The following is a 20,536-nucleotide window of genomic DNA, read 5'->3' on the forward strand; positions in this document are numbered from 1 at the left end:
GATCATTTTGGTTGCATAGTGATTTCGAATAATTTCATTAACTCCTGCCCGCTGATCCGGCTAGGCTTGATAGTGATCTCATATTCCCCGGCGGGCAGCCTGATGTCTTGCAGGGCCTGTGTTACGATGTCTGTTTTCCTGGCAGATTTCACTTCAGCGTTGATCACATTTTTACCGATGCGGATTTCGTAGGCATTGCCCGGAGGCAGGTCTGTAGCGTACTTGATGCCAATGCTAAATACTGCGTCACGGGTAGTCCGTATTTTCCAACTAAGGTGCTGGTCCATGTTTTTCCAACCTTGTACATAGTACGCGGCCTTTTTACCGTCACCAAAGGAGAAGCCTTTGCCATGTTGCGTGGCATCGAACGCCCGCAGCACGTTTGTCAGACGGTGGGTATCGAGTACACGTACACTGTCGCCTTTCATATCCTTCATCTCGAGGACGATCACGCTGTTAATGCTGTCCGGTGCCGTTTCCGGTAACACAATGCTCAGGTCTTTCGGATTTATGCGGGTTGCTTTAACAGGTTGTTTGCTGGCCAGCAGGTAAGCGTTTTCAACTTTTCCATACAGTCCTCCCACGTACAAGGGATTTCCCCATTGAAACACGTGCAGGTACAGCTTATTGCCTTTCCGGGTACTTTCTCCCCAGGGCTGCGCAGGTAATGGTGTGGCAGTAGTGCCATAGATACTCTCTCCGTTCTGCTGCATCCAGGCGCCAATGCCATGGAGAATGACGGTGTCCCGCGGGTCGATGGTACCATCGCCTTCCGGCCCGATATTCATCAGCAGGTTGCCTCCTTTGGCTGCCGCTTTGGCCATCAGGCGGATAAAGAAGCTTACCGGCTTATGGCTGCTGTCATAACGGGAATACCCATACGATTCGTTGGTAGTGGGGATAGCCTCCCAGTCGCCGGTGACCGGATAAAACTCTGCCGGCCTGTCGGAAGTGTTTTTATAATCGCCGAAGGAAATATTGCCGGTACGCGCCAGTCTTCCGTTCACCACCACGTTTTTATCCACCGCGCGGATAGCTTCCAGGATGCGGATATTTTCACTCAGCGGCAGCTTGTGCGGTGTATCAAACCAAAGGATGTCCGGGTGGTATTTGCGTAGCAGTTCCTGAATCTGCGGAATGGATTTTGCGTTGACATACCTTACCGCTTTGGGCAGCAGTTCCGGATGTACGTCGTACCAGTTGCCGCCGCCATGCAGGTTTTTATCTCCGCCGGGATTATTATAGTCCCAGTCGTTGCCGGGAGCGTCCGGATGTTCCCAGTCAAACGCATGGGAATAATAGAACCCGAAACGGATGCCATATTTCTTACAGGCGGCAGAAAGGGCTGCCATGGGGTCCTGTTTAAAAGGCGACTGTCCGATACTGTAATCACCGATGGCGGTGGGATACATAGCCACGCCATCGTGATGTTTGGCGGTAATAATGAGGTAGCGCATGCCCGCGTCACGGATCATTTTCACCCAGGCATCGGCATCAAAGTGTACCGGGTTAAAGTGCTGTATCAGCTTTTGCGCGTACTCCTGCCGGCTGATTTTCTCCTTCCGCATCAGGTGTTCGGCATAACCTTCCACTTTTTTACCGTTCCATTCGCCACCTGGCACAGAATATACGCCCCAGTGGATAAAGCAGCCGAAGCGTGCTTCACGCCACCAGGCGATACGCTGGTCGTGGTTTTTCATGGAGGCGGTCCACCAGCCGCTGACTGCGCTGTCTATGGCCGCTTTATCCCGGCTGGCCGCCTGCTGTGCAAGGATACCGTCGTCATCGCCCTTCACCTGTGCAACAGCGGCAGAGGATATAACGCCAACGGCTATACTTAATATCGTTTTTCTGAAAGTCATTGTATCTCGTAGGTTTTACCAGCCACGGTAGGCACATCATACTCATATACTTTTTTAAGTGACAGCTCCGCCAGTTTGGAGGCGTCTTTCACTTCTGTCTTTACTGGTATGGGCAAGGGATAAAAAGGATTGTTGTTGATACCGGAGGCTTGTTGAAGCGCGGCGCCATTGATCTTCACCGGACTGGCCGTGCGTATGCGCAGGTTACCGCCCAGTGATGAACGTACCACCGCATGGGTGAGCTGACCGTTTTTCCATTCCATATCGACTTCAAAACCACCGCGTGCCTTTAAACCTTTTACGCTGCCGGAAGGCCACACGTCGGGCAGGGCGGGCAGCAGGTGAACGACGCCGTCATGGCTCTGTACCAGCATTTCAGTGATGCCGGAAGTAACGCCGAAGTTACCGTCTATCTGAAAAGGCGGATGGGCATCGAACAGGTTGGGATAAGAACCGCCGCTGTTATCGGCTACGCTCACTTCCTGCCCGCCGGCGAGAAACAGTTGTTTGTTCAGCATTGTATAGGCGTGGTTGCCATCTTCGAGGCGCGCCCACCAGTTGATCTTCCAGGACTTGGACCAGCCGGTGCCGCCATCACCGCGCAGCAGCAGGCTGCGTTTGGCCGCTGCGGCGAGCGTTGCGTCCCGGCGCGGGTTGATGAAGTTGCCCGGAAAGAGACCATACACATGAGAGACGTGCCGGTGGCTGTCTTTCGGGTCGTCCCAGTCTTTATACCATTCCTGCAGCTGGCCATACTGCCCAGCGTGGAAGGGATACATATCTTTCATCCTGTCTTTCATTCTGGCGATCAGGTCAGCATCTTTACCCAACACTGTGGCGGCACGTATCGTGTTGGTAAACAGGTCGTGAATGATAGACAAATCCATCGTGGAAGCAATGCTGACAGAACCTTCCCTTTTGCCGTCTATGAGGAAATTATTTTCAGGTGTAGTGGAAGGGTTGGTCACCCACTGACCGTTTTCGTTTTTAATAAGCCAGTCGAGCATAAATTCCGCAGCACCTTTCAGGTCGGGATACATCTGTGCCAGCTGTTGTTTGTCGCCGGTAAACAGGTAGTGTTCCCACAGGTGGCGGCTCAGCCAGGCCCCGCCCATGGGCCATATTGCCCATTTGGGATTTCCGTTGGGGTCGCTGAAATCGAAACCACCTACCGGGTTGGTCATCGCCCAGATATCTGTGTTGTGATGGGCGGTCCACCCGGAGGCACCGTAATTAACGGCAGCGGTTACACGCCCGCGTTTGGCCATTTTATGGATGAAGTCAAACAGTGGCTGGCCGCATTCTGACAGGTTCGCGGTTTCGGAAGGCCAGTAGTTCATCTCCGTGTTGATATTGATCGTGTAATTAGATCCCCATGGTGGCTGCATCTCCTTGTTCCACAGGCCTTGCAGGGAAAGCGCAGGGCCGCCTTTACGGGAACCGGCGATCATGAGATAGCGGCCATATTGGTACAGTAGCGTGGTCAGCTGCGGGTCGCGGTTGCCGCCGGCGCTGGTATAGGCTTTCAGCCGTTCATCCGTGGGTAGTTTTTCTCCGCCATCCGTACCGAGGTTGAGGGCAACCTTACTGAACAATCGTTGGTAATCTGCCAGGTGTGTATTCAGCAACGTTGTGTAGGAAGCGTTTTGTGCCTTCTTCAGTGGCGCCATCGCCGCGGCGGCGGGATCGCCGGCCCAGTCTTCCGGGCTTTTGTAGCTGGTACCGACAGACACCAGCAACATCGCTTCGGTGGCACCGTTGACGGTAATACCGGCAGTATCGGTTGTTACTTTTCCACCGTTGGTGCGGGCGTCGATGTGTACTTCATAGTTGATGCCTTTATCGCCGTAAACAATTTGTTTGGCTTCATAAGGGCGGCTAGCCACATATTCCGGGCAACGGCCTTTCATCACAATGTAGTGGTTGTTGAGCGCCTTGTTCGTATGTGGCATCGGGTTAGCGAAGCTGGTATGGAAACGCAGCATGCCCGGTTTACTGGCGGTATAACGGACAACCAGCAACTGCGCGGGATAACTGGAAAATACTTCCCGGGTGTAATGCACACCGTTGACCGTATAGGAAACTTTACTGACGCTGCGGTTGAGGTCTAGTTCGCGGTAATAATTTTCAGCGTTATGCGGCACGTCGGTTTCAATAAAAAGGCTCCCCAGTGTAATGTAACGCGCGCTATAGGTGCCCATCATTTTTTTGGCAAGCTTGTCGGCTTCTTTGTATTTGCCTTCGTTGAGCAGCTGACGCATCTGTGGCAGTGTTTCTTTTGCAAGCGGGTTGTCGCCGTTGCGTGGCGTGCCGGACCACAGAAAACCTTCATTGAGCTGAAGTTCTTCTTTTTGCACGCCGCCGAAGACCATCGCGCCGATGCGGCCATTGCCCACGGGCAGCGCCTCTACCCATTGCCGGGCAGGCTGTCGGTACCAGAGCTTCAGCAGGGAATCGGCCGGGGTGGCGGCATTGGCCTGCCACGAAAAAATCAGCAGCCCTATCCCGGTAAAAATTTTTTTCATGAGCACATCGTGTTTGAGTACAGTTAATAGGTAATGGTAGTGAAGCCGGAGGTCATGCCTTTAGCAGCAACGGCTATTACAGCGGTGCCGGCAGGTTTGTCAGTACGCAGGAAAATACAGCCCTGGCCGTTAGCCAGCTGTACTTTGCGGGAGCCGCCGGCAGTGCCCTGATCAATGATCAGCTGACCGTCGCCAGCCAGTGAGAAGGTGATTTCGTTGGCCGCGTCGAGGCACAGCACGCCTTTTTCATCTACAGCTTTTACACGCACCTTACGAAGATGATCGCCGGCAAAGGATTTATCTTCTTCCAGTACCAGTTTTACAGGTTTAGACCAGGCGGCGGTCTGGTATTGCCAGCTGAGTTCATCCGTAACGCTTTCTTTTCCCTGGCGGGCCACCACTTTTATCTGGTTGGCGCCAGTCTGCAATGGCACCTGCCAACGCAGGCCTGCTGCGGGAAAGTCCTGGCTGTTGCGTTTTTTAATGCCGGCGCTTTTACCGTTTACAAACAGCTCTGCTTCCGTGCAGTTGGAATACACCCGTATTTCTTTGGCTTCTCCTTCCCTGCCCCAGCGTACGGGCCAGCCGTGGCCGTAAATGTGTGCCATGGGCGCTTTGGTCCAGTACGACTGGAACACGTAGTATATTTCTTTCGGCGTGAGGTCGCGGGCCACAATGCCTTTCTGATTAACATAAGGCACCGGGTTTTCCGGCCGCAACGGTGTGGAAAAGTCTTTAAACACCCAGTAGGCCGTGCCGGTCAACTGAGGCATGGTTTCCTGTTCCTTCAGGTGCCAGTCCACCAGGTTCACCGCGTAAGACTCAGACCAGTCGCCATCTTTGGAGGCCCTTGCATTACCGCCGGTAAGCGCAAAATCACCGGTGCGTTCATCAGCGCCTTTACCGGTAGCTATTTGTTTGATGAACTGTTCCGGCTCTTCCGCAAAGCGTCCCTGATGACTATCGGCGCCCCATTCAGCATGGAAGAAATGCGGCACCCGGGCGATCTCTTTCAGGCTTTCGGACTTGTATTCCGTATAGCGCCCGCGGTACCAGCCGGCCCAAATGGAGGGCGAGTATACGTCCACGATATCCTTACAGAAGTCGCAACGGCGAATGGTGGTTTTGCGGGTACTGTCCTGCTGATGCGCCATGGTATTCAGTTCCGACATGAATGCACGGATTTTCCCTTTATCGAATTCCGGGAAATCGCCGGGCCAGTCGTTTTCGTTGCCCAGCCCCCAGAGGATGACGGCAGGATGGTTACGGTGCTGGCCGATCATGTTGGTCAGCATCCTGCGTGCCTGTTCCTTGTATGTATCACCACCGAGGCCGCCTCTGCACCAGGGAATTTCTTCCCATACGAGGATACCGAGGCTGTCGCACAGTTGCAATACAATACGGGACTGCTGATAGTGCCCCAGGCGGATGAAGTTGGCGCCCATGTTTTTAATGAGCAGCATTTCTTTCCGGATCATGTCTTCCGTCATGGCGGCGGCCACGCCGGCGTGGTCTTCATGGCGGTGCGTACCTTGCAACAGCAGCCGTTTGCCGTTGAGCAGGAAAGGCCCCTGTTTCACAAATTCAAAGTGCCGGAAGCCGGTATGGTCTCTCCATTCGGCGGTACCGGCGGCGGAGGTGAGGCGGGCTTCCACCGTATACAGACGGGGCTGGTCGGGTGACCATAACACCGGCTTTTTCAGGGAGACGCCTGCCAGTTGTTGTTCACCGGAAGATATATCGATGTCCTGACGGATTTCTTTTACCACTTTATGTTGCGGGTCGGATACCCGCAGTTCCAGTGTGCCACGGCTGATGTGGCCGGGATTACGGAATGCCGCGCTGATGGTGAGGGTACCGTTGCTGCCGGCGGCGTCTGTAACGGCTTGTATATGCAGTGTTTCGAATGATAACGCCGGCGTATATACGATATTGAGGTACCGGTACAATCCGCCGTATACGTTAAAGTCTGACATGTCCGAAGGGATCATTTCGAGGTCGCGGGTGTTGTCGCAACGTATGGACACCGGTACCTTTCCTTTAAAGCGTTTGGCTTCCGGCGATTGCAGGAACTGCTTTACCGCATCAGTGATGTCAACGGTCCATTCATCGTAGCCGCCGGTATGGGAGCCTACTTTGTCGGTATATATGTATACCGCTGTTTTTTGCCCTGCACCTTCAAAATGCAGCAGCGTACGCCCGTCGGCGTAGGGATTTTTAATCTCCAGCAGGGAGCGGTACCAACCGGGGCCTTCGTAGTAGTTTTCTTCCGGGCTTACGGCGTCCGTGGCGTTGAAGCAGTGTGGCAGGGTTACCGGTTGCCACAGGGGCACTGATTCGGGGCTGCCGTCAGCGACGGGCCTTACGGCTTCCCAGATGCCGCCGAGGTCTCCCCGGAGATATTCCCAGTGCTGGGTAAGGCGGGTTGATTGTTGTGCCTGACAAAAGTAACCGCCCGACAACAGGCACCATAACATCCACCAAAATCCTGTTCTTTTCATATACGTTGTTGGTCAAAAATTGTTGGTCAAAAGAAACGCCGTTACCGCCATTGCCATGGCAATTCATTGTATTACGGAGTTCTCAAAGCGATCCTGAATCTGGTTGTTGACGCTATTTTCCGGCAGCTGTTTTTGTCTCATAACGTGTTTTTACAGCAGGCCTGAAATAGAATAGTGAAAGTTATGCAAACGGTTGCATAACTTTCACTATTATTTTGTCTTTTATCGGTATTTTTTTAAACCGTGATGGCCATGATCATGGCTGATCCGTCTGATGGGCGCGGATCGGTACAGTAATCAACGGCCTCTGTGGCAAGCCTCCGGCAGAAGCAGGCACGCCGTCCGCCAGATGGTGGAACGGCACCTGCTCTAAAGCAACTTTTCTTTCATCGATGATGGCCATGCGCAGCAGGTATATGCAAAAGCTCCCCCTGTCGGCGTAAGCGCTTACAGGCTCTCCGTTTTGTCACATTGCTGTTGACACATGTCTTTCATTGAAAAGGATTAGGTTACCGGTATGGGTTATATGCATTTGGCCCGCATACCAGGGTTGGCATTAACATCGGTTTCCATTGAGGGCTTCAGGCACAGGCGCCAGTACTTACACCGGTTGCACTTTCATGGCACAGGTCATCATTTAACCGAAAAAGTTCATACCAGCCGTTCTTTCATGGCTTTCACGATGGCATTGGAACGGGAATTCACGTCAAGTTTGCGGTAGATGTTCATGATATGCGAGCGGACCGTTCCCACACTGATATGACAGTGTTCGGCGATCTGCTTGTAAGTATCACCATTGACCAGGCAACGCAGGATTTCTCTTTCACGGGGTGATAATCCATAAGGATCATGAGTACTTCCGCGTTCTTTCCGGAAAAACGCCAATACCTTGTTTACTGCCACCATATTAGATTGCAGCGCTGTTTCGTAGACTTGCGAAATGAACTCGGTCAAAGACACGGGCGGTATATGGTCCGCCTCAAACCCTTCCTCCCGGACGGGCATTTCGGTCAGGGATTTACCTTTCTCATTTAAAGTCAGCAAAATCACGTTTATGTCGGGATACGCAGCTTTTACAATACTGGCAGCCTCAATTGCAGTCAATCCAGGTATCTCTATATCCATAAAAACAAGGTTACAGATATCTTTAGCTAATTGTTGTAACATGTTCGTTGATTCGCTATGCAATGCTGTCACTTCATAAATCTCCCCTTCTCCTAAATGACCAGCATTTATAGGCCCCACTTTTTTCATATTATTCCTTTTGGGTTATGTATATTTCGTATGAAAATCTTCCATTTTTAACCGTAAGTCTGGAAGCTGGTATGGCTGAATATTTTGCATAATGGAAAGTTCACACGGTTTCCATACCCCAAACAAATTTGAAACAATTACTATCAGCAGTCAATCGGATACGTATATGGTTTTTCAATAAATATTAATATACAATTTGTTCAATATTAGAGTAAAAACTAACAACTAACGTGGTTTAAATCAACAAATTAAGGATTAACTGAATTACAATCAACTAGTTATCAGCTTTTTGAAAGCCTGCTATTTTTGCAATTCTAACAAATTATATTTAATCATATATATTACATTTTAACCATTTCTGCACGTTTTTCTACTTCCTTATCTGTTTTTTCAAATCTGGTTTTCTGGTACGGGCTGATGTACACCCGGGAAAAACATAGGGCTTCTTGTATGCTTCTACCATTGCTGCTGTTCCGTAATTGGTTGATGAACTTCTCTGACAACCTTACAGTAATGAATACTTTTTACTTCATCGGCCCCGGCTGCCGACTATGGCTTAATCCGGGAAAAATATGGTTTTAATGGTTTTAGTGTTTCGCCGCCGTTCTTCCGCTACCTGGTATATACGTTCCCGTTACTAACGATTACACCCGGTCACCGTTGTTCAGCTGGCTGAATAATAAACGGATATGGTTGCTCCATTGCTGTATTGATGACATTGGGACGCCCGGAGTTCCGGCATCCTGAAGCTGATTAAGGCACCGGTTGTGTCATGTATGTGCTTAATCCCTGACTAATAGCTTCATTCCGAATGTTTAACAAAAAGAAATGGTACAATAAAAATAATACCTTTTCTCACAAAAAGAAGTCTTTTTTCTGATAGTTGAAAAAACGCAAAAAGCGGAAGGCTTATTATAGCCCTCCGCTTTTGCGTTTTCATACTCATTGCGTACAGATGCGGAACTACTCCAGCATCAGCTCGATTACCGGAATTTCCACGTCCGGCTTACGTACCGGCACATCTATGGCCAATGCGCCTTTATCGGTTTCTTTCATTTTCAGTTCAGATCCGTCATGCAGGAACTGTGCATATTTTACCTTGCCTTTCAGTCCCGGCAGCTCTATGCGTTGTAACGGATAATCGAGCAGGTGCACATACAACCTTTTTGTGTCGGGATTATAGGTAAGCAGGGTATTATCCGGCCGTTGAATACCGGCAGGCGCCTCTGTGCAACCATAGATGGAACGCCCGTTGACCTTCATCCAGGCGCCCATGCCCTGCAGGCGCTCCTGCGCACGGGCATCGAACAGGCCACGGGAAGTAGGTCCTACATTGAGCAACAGGTTGCCGCCTTTGCTGACAGATTCTATCAGCAACACCAGCAACTGTTTGTTGTCCTTCCAGGAAGTCTCATCCCTGTAATATCCCCAAGAGCCGGAGAAGGTCTGACAGGTTTCCCAATGTATCCGTTTGCCGTTACGGGTAGGCCACTCAGACACCTTGTATTGCTCCGGCGTCGCAAAATCGCCGCCATCATCATATTCACCGAGGTCCAGCCTGTCATTGATAATAATGCCCGGTTGCAGCTTACGCACCATTTTGATCAGCTCCACCGAATTCCAGTCGTTATGGTCCTTTCCATTCGCGCCCGGATAAGAGAAGTCTGTCCACAGGATATCAACCTTTCCGTAGTTGGTCATCAACTCCCGTACCTGGTTAAACAGATAAGTACGGTACTTTTCCATGTCACGGCCTTTATTGAGTCTTTCGTATTCCTTCGGATCACTGACACGCTGCGGATGCACCCTGTCGATGGTAAAGTCCGGATGATGCCAGTCAATAAGCGAATAATAAAACCCGACCTTCAGTCCTTCTGCCCTGAAAGCGTCCACCCATTCCCTGAGCAGGTCCTTTTTGGCAGCTGTCTTTGTAGCTTTATAATCGGTGTATTTGGAATCAAAGAGACAGAAACCTTCATGGTGCTTGGTCGTGATCACGGCATACTTCATACCGGCGGCTTTGGCCATGCGGGCCCACTCACGCGGATTATACAGGTCGGGATCGAAGTTGTCGAAATACTTCTGATAAGCGCTGTCTGTGATGCGCTCATAGTTTTTAATCCACTCATGGCGGGCGGGCAGGGAATACAGGCCCCAGTGTATAAACATGCCGAAGCGGTCGTGCAGCCACCAGGACAGGCGCTTTTCCATTTGCTCCGGCGTTTCGTTGAAAAGCTTCTTCTGTTGCGCCTGCGCCTGTATTTGCAGACAACACAGCAGCGTAATAACGGCGAATGTCAGTTTCTTCATAAGTTGTAATTAAAAAATTTCATGATTGATGTTTACTCTGCTACCAGCCAGGTATACCCGGACGCCGGGATAGTCACTTTCACATGTGCGGTATACTGACGGTCAAGGCTATACGTTTTTAAAGCCCCTTCTTTCTCTCTTATTTTCACTGTTTGTGTAAGCCCGGTATAATACAGCGGCAGCGCCACTTCCCGGGTAACCGGCGCGGTGGTGGGATTATAGAGCATCACCATGGCTTTCTGTGGCAATACGGAACTGACATGCATAATACCATCCCAGTCACGGCCATCGGCACGGCGCAGGTGCATCACATCGGTGTTAAGGATATCCCGGTATTTTTTGTACCAGCCTATCACCTGCTGCACCAGTTGACGCGTGGCATCGGTATCATACAACCGCGGTCCACGGTAACATGCCTGTATGCCGGCGCCATAGTATTGCATCATCAGTTGCTCGTACGCATCGAGGTGGTCTTTAAGCGGCTCCAGCGTGGCAGCGGCGCCGCCGCCCTGGTATTCGCTCAGCGGCACAAAACCCCAGCTCATGGAAGGTGTTTTCTCCCAGGTGCCATCGAAAATATTCTGCCGGTTGAGGATCAGTTGTTCTTCCCTTGGCAGTGAGAAATTCACTTCGCGGTAGCCCAAACCGATTTTATTGGTGCCGTCCATAAAGTACCAGTCAGGCGCATTGACGTACACGCCTTTGGCATTCAGGAAATGGTACAGCCCTTTTTGCAGCTGCATTTGTTTCCACTGGGAATCGTCTTTGCCACTATGCCCCGGATGCGTGGCAGAAGCACAGACATCACCGGGGTAAGGCCCGTCATTTTCGAAAATATCGAAGCCGGTAGCGGTAATGAAATGTTTCAGTTTATCCAGGTAGCCCAGGCCCCATTTACTGCCCAGACAAGGGGCGTTGCCGAAGAAAGCGCCACCGGGTTTGCCGGTAGCAGGATTGATCACATCGTCTTCATCACTGATACGCCTGCTCGAAAACAGGGAGTAACCGCCCAGCATCACCTTTTTGCTATGGGCATAATCAGCCAGGGCTTTATATTTGGCGATATTGGCTGCACTGGTGTCTTCCATATTGAGGCCGCTGCCGAAGCTGAGGATCACGCCTTCGTAGCCGGTAGCCGCACATTGATCGATGATATTCTTCACCTTCATCGGGTCAGTACTGACCAAATGCATGAAAATGGGATTTTCTGTGGTCCATGGCGCCACTATCCGGTACATGCGGCGTTTGGCCAGCCCGTTACGTTCCCTGTCATAACTGTCGAGCAGCAGTTCGTAAGTACGGATGGATTCAAAATGTTCCCCTGCGGCCATTGTAATACCTACCGCCACTTTGGGATGTACTTCCAGCAAACAGGGTGTCTGTAAATCGTAGTTCACCTGTGAGGTATAGGTGCTGTCCGTTTTCCAGTGTGTGGTCTGATCGCTGAGCGAAGCGGTCATGGAGTTATTGAACGTATAGTTGCTTTCCACGTAAATGCCATGCGGCGTTTTTATCTTGTCCGGGCTTCCTACAACAGTTGACTCTTCTTCCGGCGTGGCCAGTATTTCATTGACAACCTGGTCCAGCTTCAACGTTTGCCCGGTACCGTTAGTCACCTCCAGCCACTTGGCCAGCAGTGGGATACCATCAAAAACTTCGTAATGCACTTTTACAGTAACGCCCTGTAGCTCCGGCGCCTGTGCTTTGTAGGTAAAGATCACGGCTTTGCCGGTAGCCTGACGGGGATTGGAACACCAGCGGTTGGCTTTCCAGTCAAGCACAGGTTGCAGGTCAGTAATCTGATGACCGGCATATACAAAATCATGGTCACCGGCCTGCAGGTTGCCGAGCCATCCGGGCAACAGATAAGCCTGCTGGCGTTGGCCGGCAGCGCCTCCTACCTGGTATGCGCGACCGTTGATAAAAAGGCGGGCTTCAGGTTTTACGGCACGCAGCAGCTGTTCTCCGCTCACCAGGTTGCGGAAATCGGTACAAATAACGTTGGGGGCAGTACGAAAACTGCGGCTCAGCAAACCATTACTGAGCACTATTTCTTTTCCCTTTTCCGTGGCGGTAGCGGTAAACCCTTTTGGGTCCACCAGCCAGTCGCGGGCCGGCATCTTTGTCTGTGCAGTTGCCAGCGTGGCGTACAAACCTGCTGTCAATAGCAGGGGCATCGTTTTTTTCATTGGTCACTATAAATTTAGCAGTCCTTATTTCACCGGTTGAAGGATGACCTTGCGCAACCGGAACAATTCCTTTTGATTGCCTGACACCGGTTTTACGGTCAGGTTGTTGATCCCCGGCTTGTCTACGTTCAGGATACCGATGGCGTGCCGGATAAACATCATGGGCTTATGGCTGTCGAACTGACCGGTAAACAGTGTCAGAAAAGGCAGCTGCTGGCCATTGAGCGTTACTACGCCCTGCTGTGAAGCGCTGGCCTGTTCGCAGGCATATTCCAGGACGATCCTGTAATCTCCCGCGTCCTGTATGTCCAGCGGAAACACAAGTGCATCTTCCGGTGTGGTCATATCATAGGCGAGGTTATCATGTTTCCAGTCGCCGAAATAGTGTGACCATGTAAACAGTTTGTTTTTGGCAGCGCCGTTATAGATAGCCCATACAGTGGGTATTTCCGCCTGTGGATATTGGCTGCTGACAGTTTGTGTGCGCAGTTGGGAACGGTCTGATTGATTGCCGCCGTATTCCATCACCAATACGGTATTACGTGTATCCGGCAGCGTTACAGGCAGTTGCACAGTGGTTTCCCCTGGTTGTTGCCGGAAGTTGAGTGTAGTACCGGTGCCCAGTATTTTAACGGACTTCACCTTTGCGTCCACGCCGGGCACCCGCAGCTGGCGGTCGGCCGGCATCTCCCATACATGGAGGAACAGCTTGCCGGGTTTGCTGGTCGTAACGCCCCAGGGCTGCGCAGGGATAAGTCCATAGGTAGTACCATAGATACTTTCACCATATTGTTTTAACCATCTGCCGGTAGCTTTCAGATAATCGATGGAGTACTGCGGCCATTTGCCATCGCCGTCCGGTCCTACGTTGAGCATCAGGTTACCTCCTTTGGAGGCTACATTGGAAAGGAGTTGTATAATTTCTTTGGGAGATTTAAAGTTGAGGTCATGTTGAATGTATCCCCAGGAATCGTTGTGGGTATAGATAGATTCCCATGCGCCGGTGATAGGCACCGGAGGCACTTCAGAATCCCCGAAATCGCGGTAATCGCCGAGGCCGTGGCCTACCCTGCTGCTGAACAGGCAATTGGGCTGCAGCAGGCGCAGGCTGTCAATCATCTGTTTGGTCTGCTCCGGGGTGAGGCCGCCCGGCATGTCGAACCACACCAGTCCCAGCTGACCGTAGTTGGTGAGCAGTTCTCTCAGTTGCGGGATGGATTTGGTGCGATAATACTGCTGGTAGTCCTTGTCTTTGGTTTTAAAGTCCCAGCTGTTGCCGCCACCGTTCGGTTCGTGCCAGTCGAGGAACTGGGAGTAATAGAAGCCGAACCGGATGCCTTTATCGCGACAGGCTTTGGAGAGCGCTTTCATGGGATCTTTGCCATACGGCGACGCATCTACGATATCAAAGTCGGTCACTTTGGAATCGTACATACTGAATCCTTCATGATGTTTGGCGGTGATGACCATGTATTTCACGCCCGCTTCACTGGCGGTGTTGGCCCATTCCTCTGCGTTAAATCCTTGTGGGTTAAAGGTTTTAGCGACGGCTGCATATTCTTTTGCCGGCGCTTTTGCGCGGTTCATGATCCATTCACCGCTGCCGTAGTAACTGCTGTCTTTCCAGCGGCCGCCGAGTTTAGAATACAGCCCCCAGTGGATAAAAAGGCCGAATTTGGCTCCGGTGAACCATTTCAGGCCCGGATGGGCAGGGTTGTTACCGCCGGATTTCGTCCACATATCTGGCATATCCTGGGCAAAAAGGGCAGGATACCAACATACCGTCCATAACAACAGTACAAGTCGCTTCATAACGCTGGATTTTTATAGCACCGGTCAAAAAATATACATAAGCACTGGCATGTGCAAGCGGCTGGAAAATGATATCAGGGAAAGGGAAAATGATATAAGAAAAGGATAGCATTCAAGGCTATACGCTTACGTTAACGAATGGTTAACCAATTTTACAAAATGTAATTTCTATCTTCGATAACAGAAGTTAACACTTGCATCCTGCATGATAACTTTTTCAACGGTTAGTATTCATCTTATTCAACATATTACTAGGCTTCAATTTTGATTATCAACATCTGTCAGTAGCTCTATCTTTCTGCAGATGACATGTGAATGTTTTTAAAGCCCTTGCTGCATTGTCACAGCAAGGGTATTTTTTTGCGGTTTTACTGAGATATCATTGCAGCAACTGATACTATTCCCATTTGCTGTCCCGTGGTTGTTAAAGCCGGATAGGTTTGTATTTCAGTGCTTTATTCACCACTTCTTCCGGCGTAAGGTCTTCCCAGTAGATATAGTCGCATACGTTGGGATCGGGCACATGCTTCTCCAGCAAATCAAGCATATTGCCGATCTCTTCTTCGGTGCCCGCTGCGGCGGATATCTTTTTCACCAATTCAACTAATTCTTCCCTGGTCATTGTGTAACGCTGTTTTAAGTGTTATTGCAGGATTAACTTGCTTACTTCGCCCGGCGTAGCGCTCCGAGGCTTTGATCACCGTTGATGTAAACAGTTCCCGGCTGACATCTGCCATATGGTCGCAGTCAGGTCCTTCAGGACTTTACACCTTTCGTCCGGGTGAATTGCATTTCTCTTCCTGCCGTTCTGTTTAAAAATAAGGGCTTTAGGTTTCATTTTCAACTGTCGGTGATTGTAGATCAACAATATTCGCTCTGGCCTTCATGCATCATTATCGCAGTTATTTTCCTGTAATACTAAGGGAACATATGATTATTCTCCACAGCAGTGTTTTTGAGCAATTCATCCTGCATCATTATCGCAGTTATCCACGCGATCATGAAAAAGCATATCAGGTATTCTCCACAGTAATGTTATTGGGATTCTCCAACGCAATAGCATTGCAGTATACAGGGAATCAGGTAGACGTATGATAAAGTCACGGGAAGAGCTTTTCGCCGGTAACGGGCGATAGTTCACCCAGGTGTCCATGCCGGGCCGGATAGGAGCCAGTCCGTAGGTGCGTGACCGTGTCCCGGGTGTTAACCGCCTTCAGGCAAGGCTTTCCCGGAAGAGCGGCTGGCGGCTGACCGCGACTCCCCGTCAATCCATGCATTCCGGGTATTCGCCATAGTATGGAAGGCTGTCAGCAGTCCACAGCCACCTTTTCAGCGTCATTATGGCATTGAGATGGCGGCTATCGCGCGTCAGCAGGGTATTTCACGGTCTTCCTTCCGGCAACTGAAAAAACAAATACCTGCCAGGCTGCATTTCCAGACGACGCTACAAGGTATGTGGATAACATTTGTGGATAAACCGGTAATTTGCCGCCTGCAGATAGTCAACCAGCAATACCATCATCCCTACAGACAAGGTTTTTATCAGTTATCAACATCTATGTGGATATCGTGTGTGGATACCTGTTAATAAGTGTGGATAAATATACAAATCCCATCAATCCTTATCCACAAAGGGTTTCAGTCGATCTCAACAGCGTTTCCATTTGTTAATCCGGAGACGTTTAGATTCTATTAACTAAATCAGTGGGGATTGCCAGTAATATTACGGTACTAACACTGCGTTATGAAAAATAGTAACAAATGAAATGCATACATCTAACAAATATCTCAGCTAAACCCCAATCGGCTTGTCCAGGCCAGTTGGATTTTTCTAATCAATGGTTGACTAATTTTAATATGCTGGTTAAACCAACGTTTTTCCAAAGCGTGATTTAATCAACAAACTACAGTACCCCTGTGGTATAAACTACGGGGGTTGATCGTGATGGGTTGCTCAACGGCTATTTTTTCCTCTACTGCCTGTTATCCTGATTTCCCCGGTTATTTTTGCCCCTCTCTTTTTTGCTGCTATAACGTCATTTCCATTTTTCTCACAGGTACCTGTAAACACGTTTCAATGAGTCTTAGAAAACATTTAAAACAGCTTTTTTAGTGAATAAATATTCACTTATATTTGTATGGTGAAACTGAAAGACGATAAGAAGTATGCGCGTATTTTCAGGGCCGTGCTGAAGCTGGTGGCCAAAAAGGGACTGGCAGGCATGACCATGGGAGATATTTCCAAAGAAGCAGGCATCGCTACCGGCACCCTGTACGTATATTTCGATAACAAAGATGCGCTGATCAACGCATTATTTGCCACCTGCCGGGAGAACTCCATTGCGGTGTCCTTCCGGAGATATGATGCGCAGCAGCCGTTCAAGCCCGGGTTCCGGCATATCTGGATGAACATACTCCGCTACCGGCTGCAGAACTTTGAAGAGTTTATTTTCCTGGAGCAGTGTTACCACTCTCCCTATATCACCGCAGCCACACGGGAAAAGGCAAGACAGCTGGCGGAACCGTTTTATGCGCTGATAGCAAGAGGGCAGACGGAACAACTGATCAAAAATGTGGACCAGGACCTGCTGATCACCTTTATCATCGGCTCCATGAACGAACTGGTGAAACAAACGCACTACAGTGGCACGGCCCTTACAAAAACCCGGACAAGTATTACGTTCGATCTCTGTTGGGACGCCATCAAAGCCTGACAGCTATAATAAACGAATAATTATTCACACATAAATACACCGCATATGGCAGAAATCATGATCGCAGTCGACCTGAGTCCATTCTCCGAACAGGTGATCAACACAGGCGTTGAGCTGGCTGAAAAAATGCAGGCTTCCGTTACGTTGTTCACCGTGATCGAAATCGGCATAGGCCTCGGCCTGCCGGAAGCTGGTCCCGTATTTACCGATGACATACCAGGCAGGATTAAAGAAGCAGAAGACATTCTTCAGACTTACAAAAACAAATACCCGGCTGCCAATATCAACATCCGTGTAACGACCGGCAATCCAAAAAATGAAACACTTGACGAGGCCCACAACGGGGAACATGCCATCTTGGTGGTAGGCACCCACGGACGCACCGGCCTCAACCACATGCTGGTAGGCAGTACGGCGGAATACATTATCCGTCACGCCCGTATACCCGTACTCGTGGTACCCTACAACAAGGAAGAACACTAAGCGGCAAATTCTACAATGATAAGACAACAGCAAACGGCCCTGTCTGTTGTAAATATCCCGGCTCCGGCCGGGATATTTTTTTGATGGTAACCTAACGGGAAAGCGTATATTTATATTGAATTAGTTACTGCATATCTCTCCGCATCCCCCCACTGCACAGCCCCCAATCAGGGCCCTATACCGCATTGTTTCCATTATCCACTCAACCCTAAATTTTCTTGTGCATGAAAAATCATTACACAACTCTTCGCCTGGCAGCGCTGTTCCTATTGCTATTAGCGTCCACGGCCGTACGGGCACAGCTCAAAATCGGTGATAATCCGGCCACTATCAACAAGGCTTCCATCCTGGAACTGGAAAGCCTTCGTCAGGGTTTGCTCCTCCCCAGGATTCCGGACACCACCCTGGCGCCGCTCACCACCGCCCCCGACGGGATGATCATCTACTTCACCGGCACCCAAAGCCTGATGGTACGCCGCGGCGGATACTGGGCCAAACTGGCCGACAGCCTCGCTGTTTCAGGCAGCAGCTGGCAACTCAAAGGCAACGCCGGCACCACCACGGCCAATTATATCGGCACATCCGATAATCAGCCATTATCTGTAAGGACAAACGGCACAGAAGCCATCAGCATTGCCGCTAACCAGAACGTTGCCCTTAAACAGGTGCCCACCAGCACCTCGCTGATCAGCGTCCTTGTCATCGACCCGGCCACCGGCACCGTTAATCAGCGCAACCTCTCCGCCGCCGCGTTTAATGACGCAATCCGTACGCTCAACGGCGTAGCCAGACAGGGATTTACCATCAAGGCGGATACCGCCAACGCAGCTTACGGCGTTACCACTACCGCCGCCGATAGTACCATTACTATGAACGTTCCCATCGTGAACGGCACCACGCAGAAAACCGGTCTGCTCACCTATGCCGACTGGGCCAGTTTCAGCAGCAAACAACAGGCGATCACCATCGGCGCTTTTGTCAATACGCCCACCAACGCCAACGGCCTGGCGCTGGACCCCGCCACAGGCACCCTGCAAATGGTGGCCGCGGACGCGACTAATCCGGGCGGCGTGTCCGTTACCAGCCAAACCTTCGCGGGCGTGAAAACATTCCGCGACAGCGCCAGTATGGCCGGCAGCCTCGGCGTAACCGGCGCGGCAACAGTGGGCAACGGCCTGCGTATCACCGGCGGTGGCGCCAACATTACCGGTAACGTCACACTGGCCACAGCACCGCCCAATGTAAGCACCGCCACTACCAGCGTGCTTTTCCGCAATCCCACCACCGGCGCTATTGAAAACAGGCTGGTAGACTCCACCGCTTTCTCGGTCGGCATACGGCAGATCAATGGTCAAACCGGACCTGCCATCTCTTTTCTCACAGGTAAAAATGGTACTGATGTCAATATAGACAGCACATCGGCCACCAACCGCCTCACCATCAACGTACCCGATGCCAGTACCACTGCGCGCGGGGTGGTCAACGATTCCACGCAGACTTTTGCAGGCAACAAAACCCTGCGCGATTCCCTCGCCGTGGGCAAAGGCGCCAATATTGGCGGCGCGGTCAGCGCCAATTCCACCCTGCAGGTAAGCGGATCAATGTCTATGAATATCCGGTCCGTCAACAGCTCCGGCAGTCTCACCGAAACAGATAACACCGTACTGGTCAACGCTTCTACCGGCTCCGTGACCATCACGCTGCCACCAGGCACCAATATCGTTGGCCGCGTATACACCATCAAAAAAACCGGCGGCAGCATCGACAACAGCGTAGTGATCCAGCCCACCGGCGGACAAATTGAAGGCGGCAGCAGTTATACCATCTACAACAATTACACGTATGTAACCATTCAGACAGACGGCACCAACTGGTGGGTCATTAAGAAATAGACAACGATACATTACTGGTGCTAAACTGTTATTATGCTGAAATACATATTGCATGGCTGCGCGCTGTTGCTGCTGTGGCAGAGTCTGCAGGCGCAACAGCTGCTGCTCAGTGATACCGTCTCGGCCACCACCAAATCAGCATTGCTGGAAATCAGAGCGAAGTCGCAAGGCCTGTTGCTTCCCCGCATACAGGACACCACCGTGGCACCGCTCTCCTCTTCCCCCAATGGCATGCTGATCTATTATATCCCCGCCAGCAGCGTGATGGTACGGCGCAACGGAGGCTGGTCGCAGCTGGCTGATAGTATAGCCGTCACCGGTAGTAACTGGAAACTGACCGGCAATGCCGGCACCGATACGCTCACCAGGTTCATCGGCACTACCGACGCCACCGGCCTGGTATTCCGGACCAACAATACCAAACGCGTGGCCATCTCGTCAACCGGCAATGTCGGCATAGGCACATCCTCGCCTTCCGCCACCCTGCACGTAACAAGCGGCGTGGCCAATACGTCAGGGGTATTGCTGCAAAACCTTACCAGCGCTTCGCCCGTTACCGCCAGTGCCGCCGGTATCGGCGTGGATGCTTCCGGCAACGTAGTACGCACGGCCACTGCCCCCTTGTTTTATAACAAAAGCGGTTCCTCTCCGCTCACCAATACCATCAAGATATGGGCAGACACGCTGTACAACGCTGGCGGAGGTTCCGTTACGGCCAATATCTCCAATGCCGGTTTCACCAATATCCTGAGCATTCAGGCTACCGGCCTGGGTGGTACCGGCAGCGGCGTTTCGGATGCTCCCATTCCCATCGTGACCAGTTACACGGTGACTGCCGTCAATATGGTCATCATCCGCGGCAACGCCGGATTGACGATCCTAAACGGCATGGCACAAGACACTGACAAAACACATAAGGTCTTTCTCACGGTCATCGGCTATTAGCCGGCCTAAAAAAAAATCTTATCCGGAACCTGTTATACATATCGCTTCT

13 protein-coding genes are annotated in these 20,536 nt (G+C 51.0%); 4 read left to right on the top strand and 9 right to left on the bottom strand.

The genetic code is table 11. The features are described 5' to 3' along the window. Positions 1-2: 2 nt before the first annotated feature. The 9 genes from ACTJJS_RS23415 to ACTJJS_RS23455 all read right to left on the bottom strand — a co-directional run bounded on the left by ACTJJS_RS23415 (position 3) and on the right by ACTJJS_RS23455 (position 15,075). On the bottom strand, positions 3-1,862 hold the full coding sequence (locus ACTJJS_RS23415) for an alpha-L-fucosidase (protein ID WP_440665444.1): 1,860 nt from the start codon (positions 1,860-1,862) through the stop codon (positions 3-5). Continuing rightward, on the bottom strand, positions 1,859-4,387 hold the full coding sequence (locus ACTJJS_RS23420; protein WP_440665445.1) for a glycoside hydrolase family 95 protein: 2,529 nt from the start codon (positions 4,385-4,387) through the stop codon (positions 1,859-1,861). Before ACTJJS_RS23420 ends, ACTJJS_RS23415 begins: the two co-directional genes overlap by 4 nt. A gap of 23 nt (positions 4,388-4,410) precedes the next feature. Further along, positions 4,411-6,888: a glycoside hydrolase family 2 TIM barrel-domain containing protein gene (locus ACTJJS_RS23425; protein ID WP_440665446.1), complete on the bottom strand. Its 2,478-nt coding sequence runs from the start codon at positions 6,886-6,888 to the stop codon at positions 4,411-4,413. 256 nt (positions 6,889-7,144) lie between these two features. Further along, complete coding sequence (locus ACTJJS_RS23430; RefSeq protein WP_440665447.1) at positions 7,145-7,291, bottom strand: hypothetical protein; 147 nt, start codon at positions 7,289-7,291, stop codon at positions 7,145-7,147. A 248-nt stretch (positions 7,292-7,539) separates the two neighbouring features. Beyond that, entirely contained in the window at positions 7,540-8,055 is a 516-nt protein-coding gene (locus ACTJJS_RS23435) for a LuxR C-terminal-related transcriptional regulator (RefSeq protein ID WP_440665448.1), read from the bottom strand. A gap of 1,050 nt (positions 8,056-9,105) precedes the next feature. Next, entirely contained in the window at positions 9,106-10,452 is a 1,347-nt protein-coding gene (locus tag ACTJJS_RS23440) for an alpha-L-fucosidase (protein WP_440665449.1), read from the bottom strand. Positions 10,453-10,484: 32 nt separating this feature from the next. Beyond that, complete coding sequence (locus ACTJJS_RS23445; protein WP_440665450.1) at positions 10,485-12,641, bottom strand: alpha-galactosidase; 2,157 nt, start codon at positions 12,639-12,641, stop codon at positions 10,485-10,487. Positions 12,642-12,665: 24 nt separating this feature from the next. Further along, complete coding sequence (locus ACTJJS_RS23450) at positions 12,666-14,453, bottom strand: alpha-L-fucosidase (RefSeq protein ID WP_440665451.1); 1,788 nt, start codon at positions 14,451-14,453, stop codon at positions 12,666-12,668. Positions 14,454-14,877: 424 nt separating this feature from the next. After that, complete coding sequence (locus tag ACTJJS_RS23455) at positions 14,878-15,075, bottom strand: hypothetical protein (protein WP_343747044.1); 198 nt, start codon at positions 15,073-15,075, stop codon at positions 14,878-14,880. 1,516 nt (positions 15,076-16,591) lie between these two features. On the opposite strand from ACTJJS_RS23455, the gene ACTJJS_RS23460 reads away from it, so the two are divergent. From ACTJJS_RS23460 to ACTJJS_RS23475, 4 genes are all read left to right on the top strand, one after another. After that, complete coding sequence (locus ACTJJS_RS23460; protein WP_440665452.1) at positions 16,592-17,167, top strand: TetR/AcrR family transcriptional regulator; 576 nt, start codon at positions 16,592-16,594, stop codon at positions 17,165-17,167. 45 nt (positions 17,168-17,212) lie between these two features. After that, positions 17,213-17,650 (top strand): universal stress protein, encoded by a 438-nt coding sequence (locus ACTJJS_RS23465; RefSeq protein ID WP_168871613.1) that lies wholly within the window; start codon positions 17,213-17,215, stop codon positions 17,648-17,650. Between the two features lie 224 nt (positions 17,651-17,874). Next, positions 17,875-19,542 (top strand): hypothetical protein, encoded by a 1,668-nt coding sequence (locus tag ACTJJS_RS23470; RefSeq protein WP_440665453.1) that lies wholly within the window; start codon positions 17,875-17,877, stop codon positions 19,540-19,542. Positions 19,543-19,575: 33 nt separating this feature from the next. Beyond that, positions 19,576-20,487: a hypothetical protein gene (locus tag ACTJJS_RS23475; RefSeq protein ID WP_440665454.1), complete on the top strand. Its 912-nt coding sequence runs from the start codon at positions 19,576-19,578 to the stop codon at positions 20,485-20,487. Positions 20,488-20,536: the final 49 nt, after the last annotated feature.

This window comes from Chitinophaga sp. 22308 (genome assembly GCF_052045305.1).
Lineage (GTDB): Bacteria > Bacteroidota > Bacteroidia > Chitinophagales > Chitinophagaceae > Chitinophaga > Chitinophaga varians_A.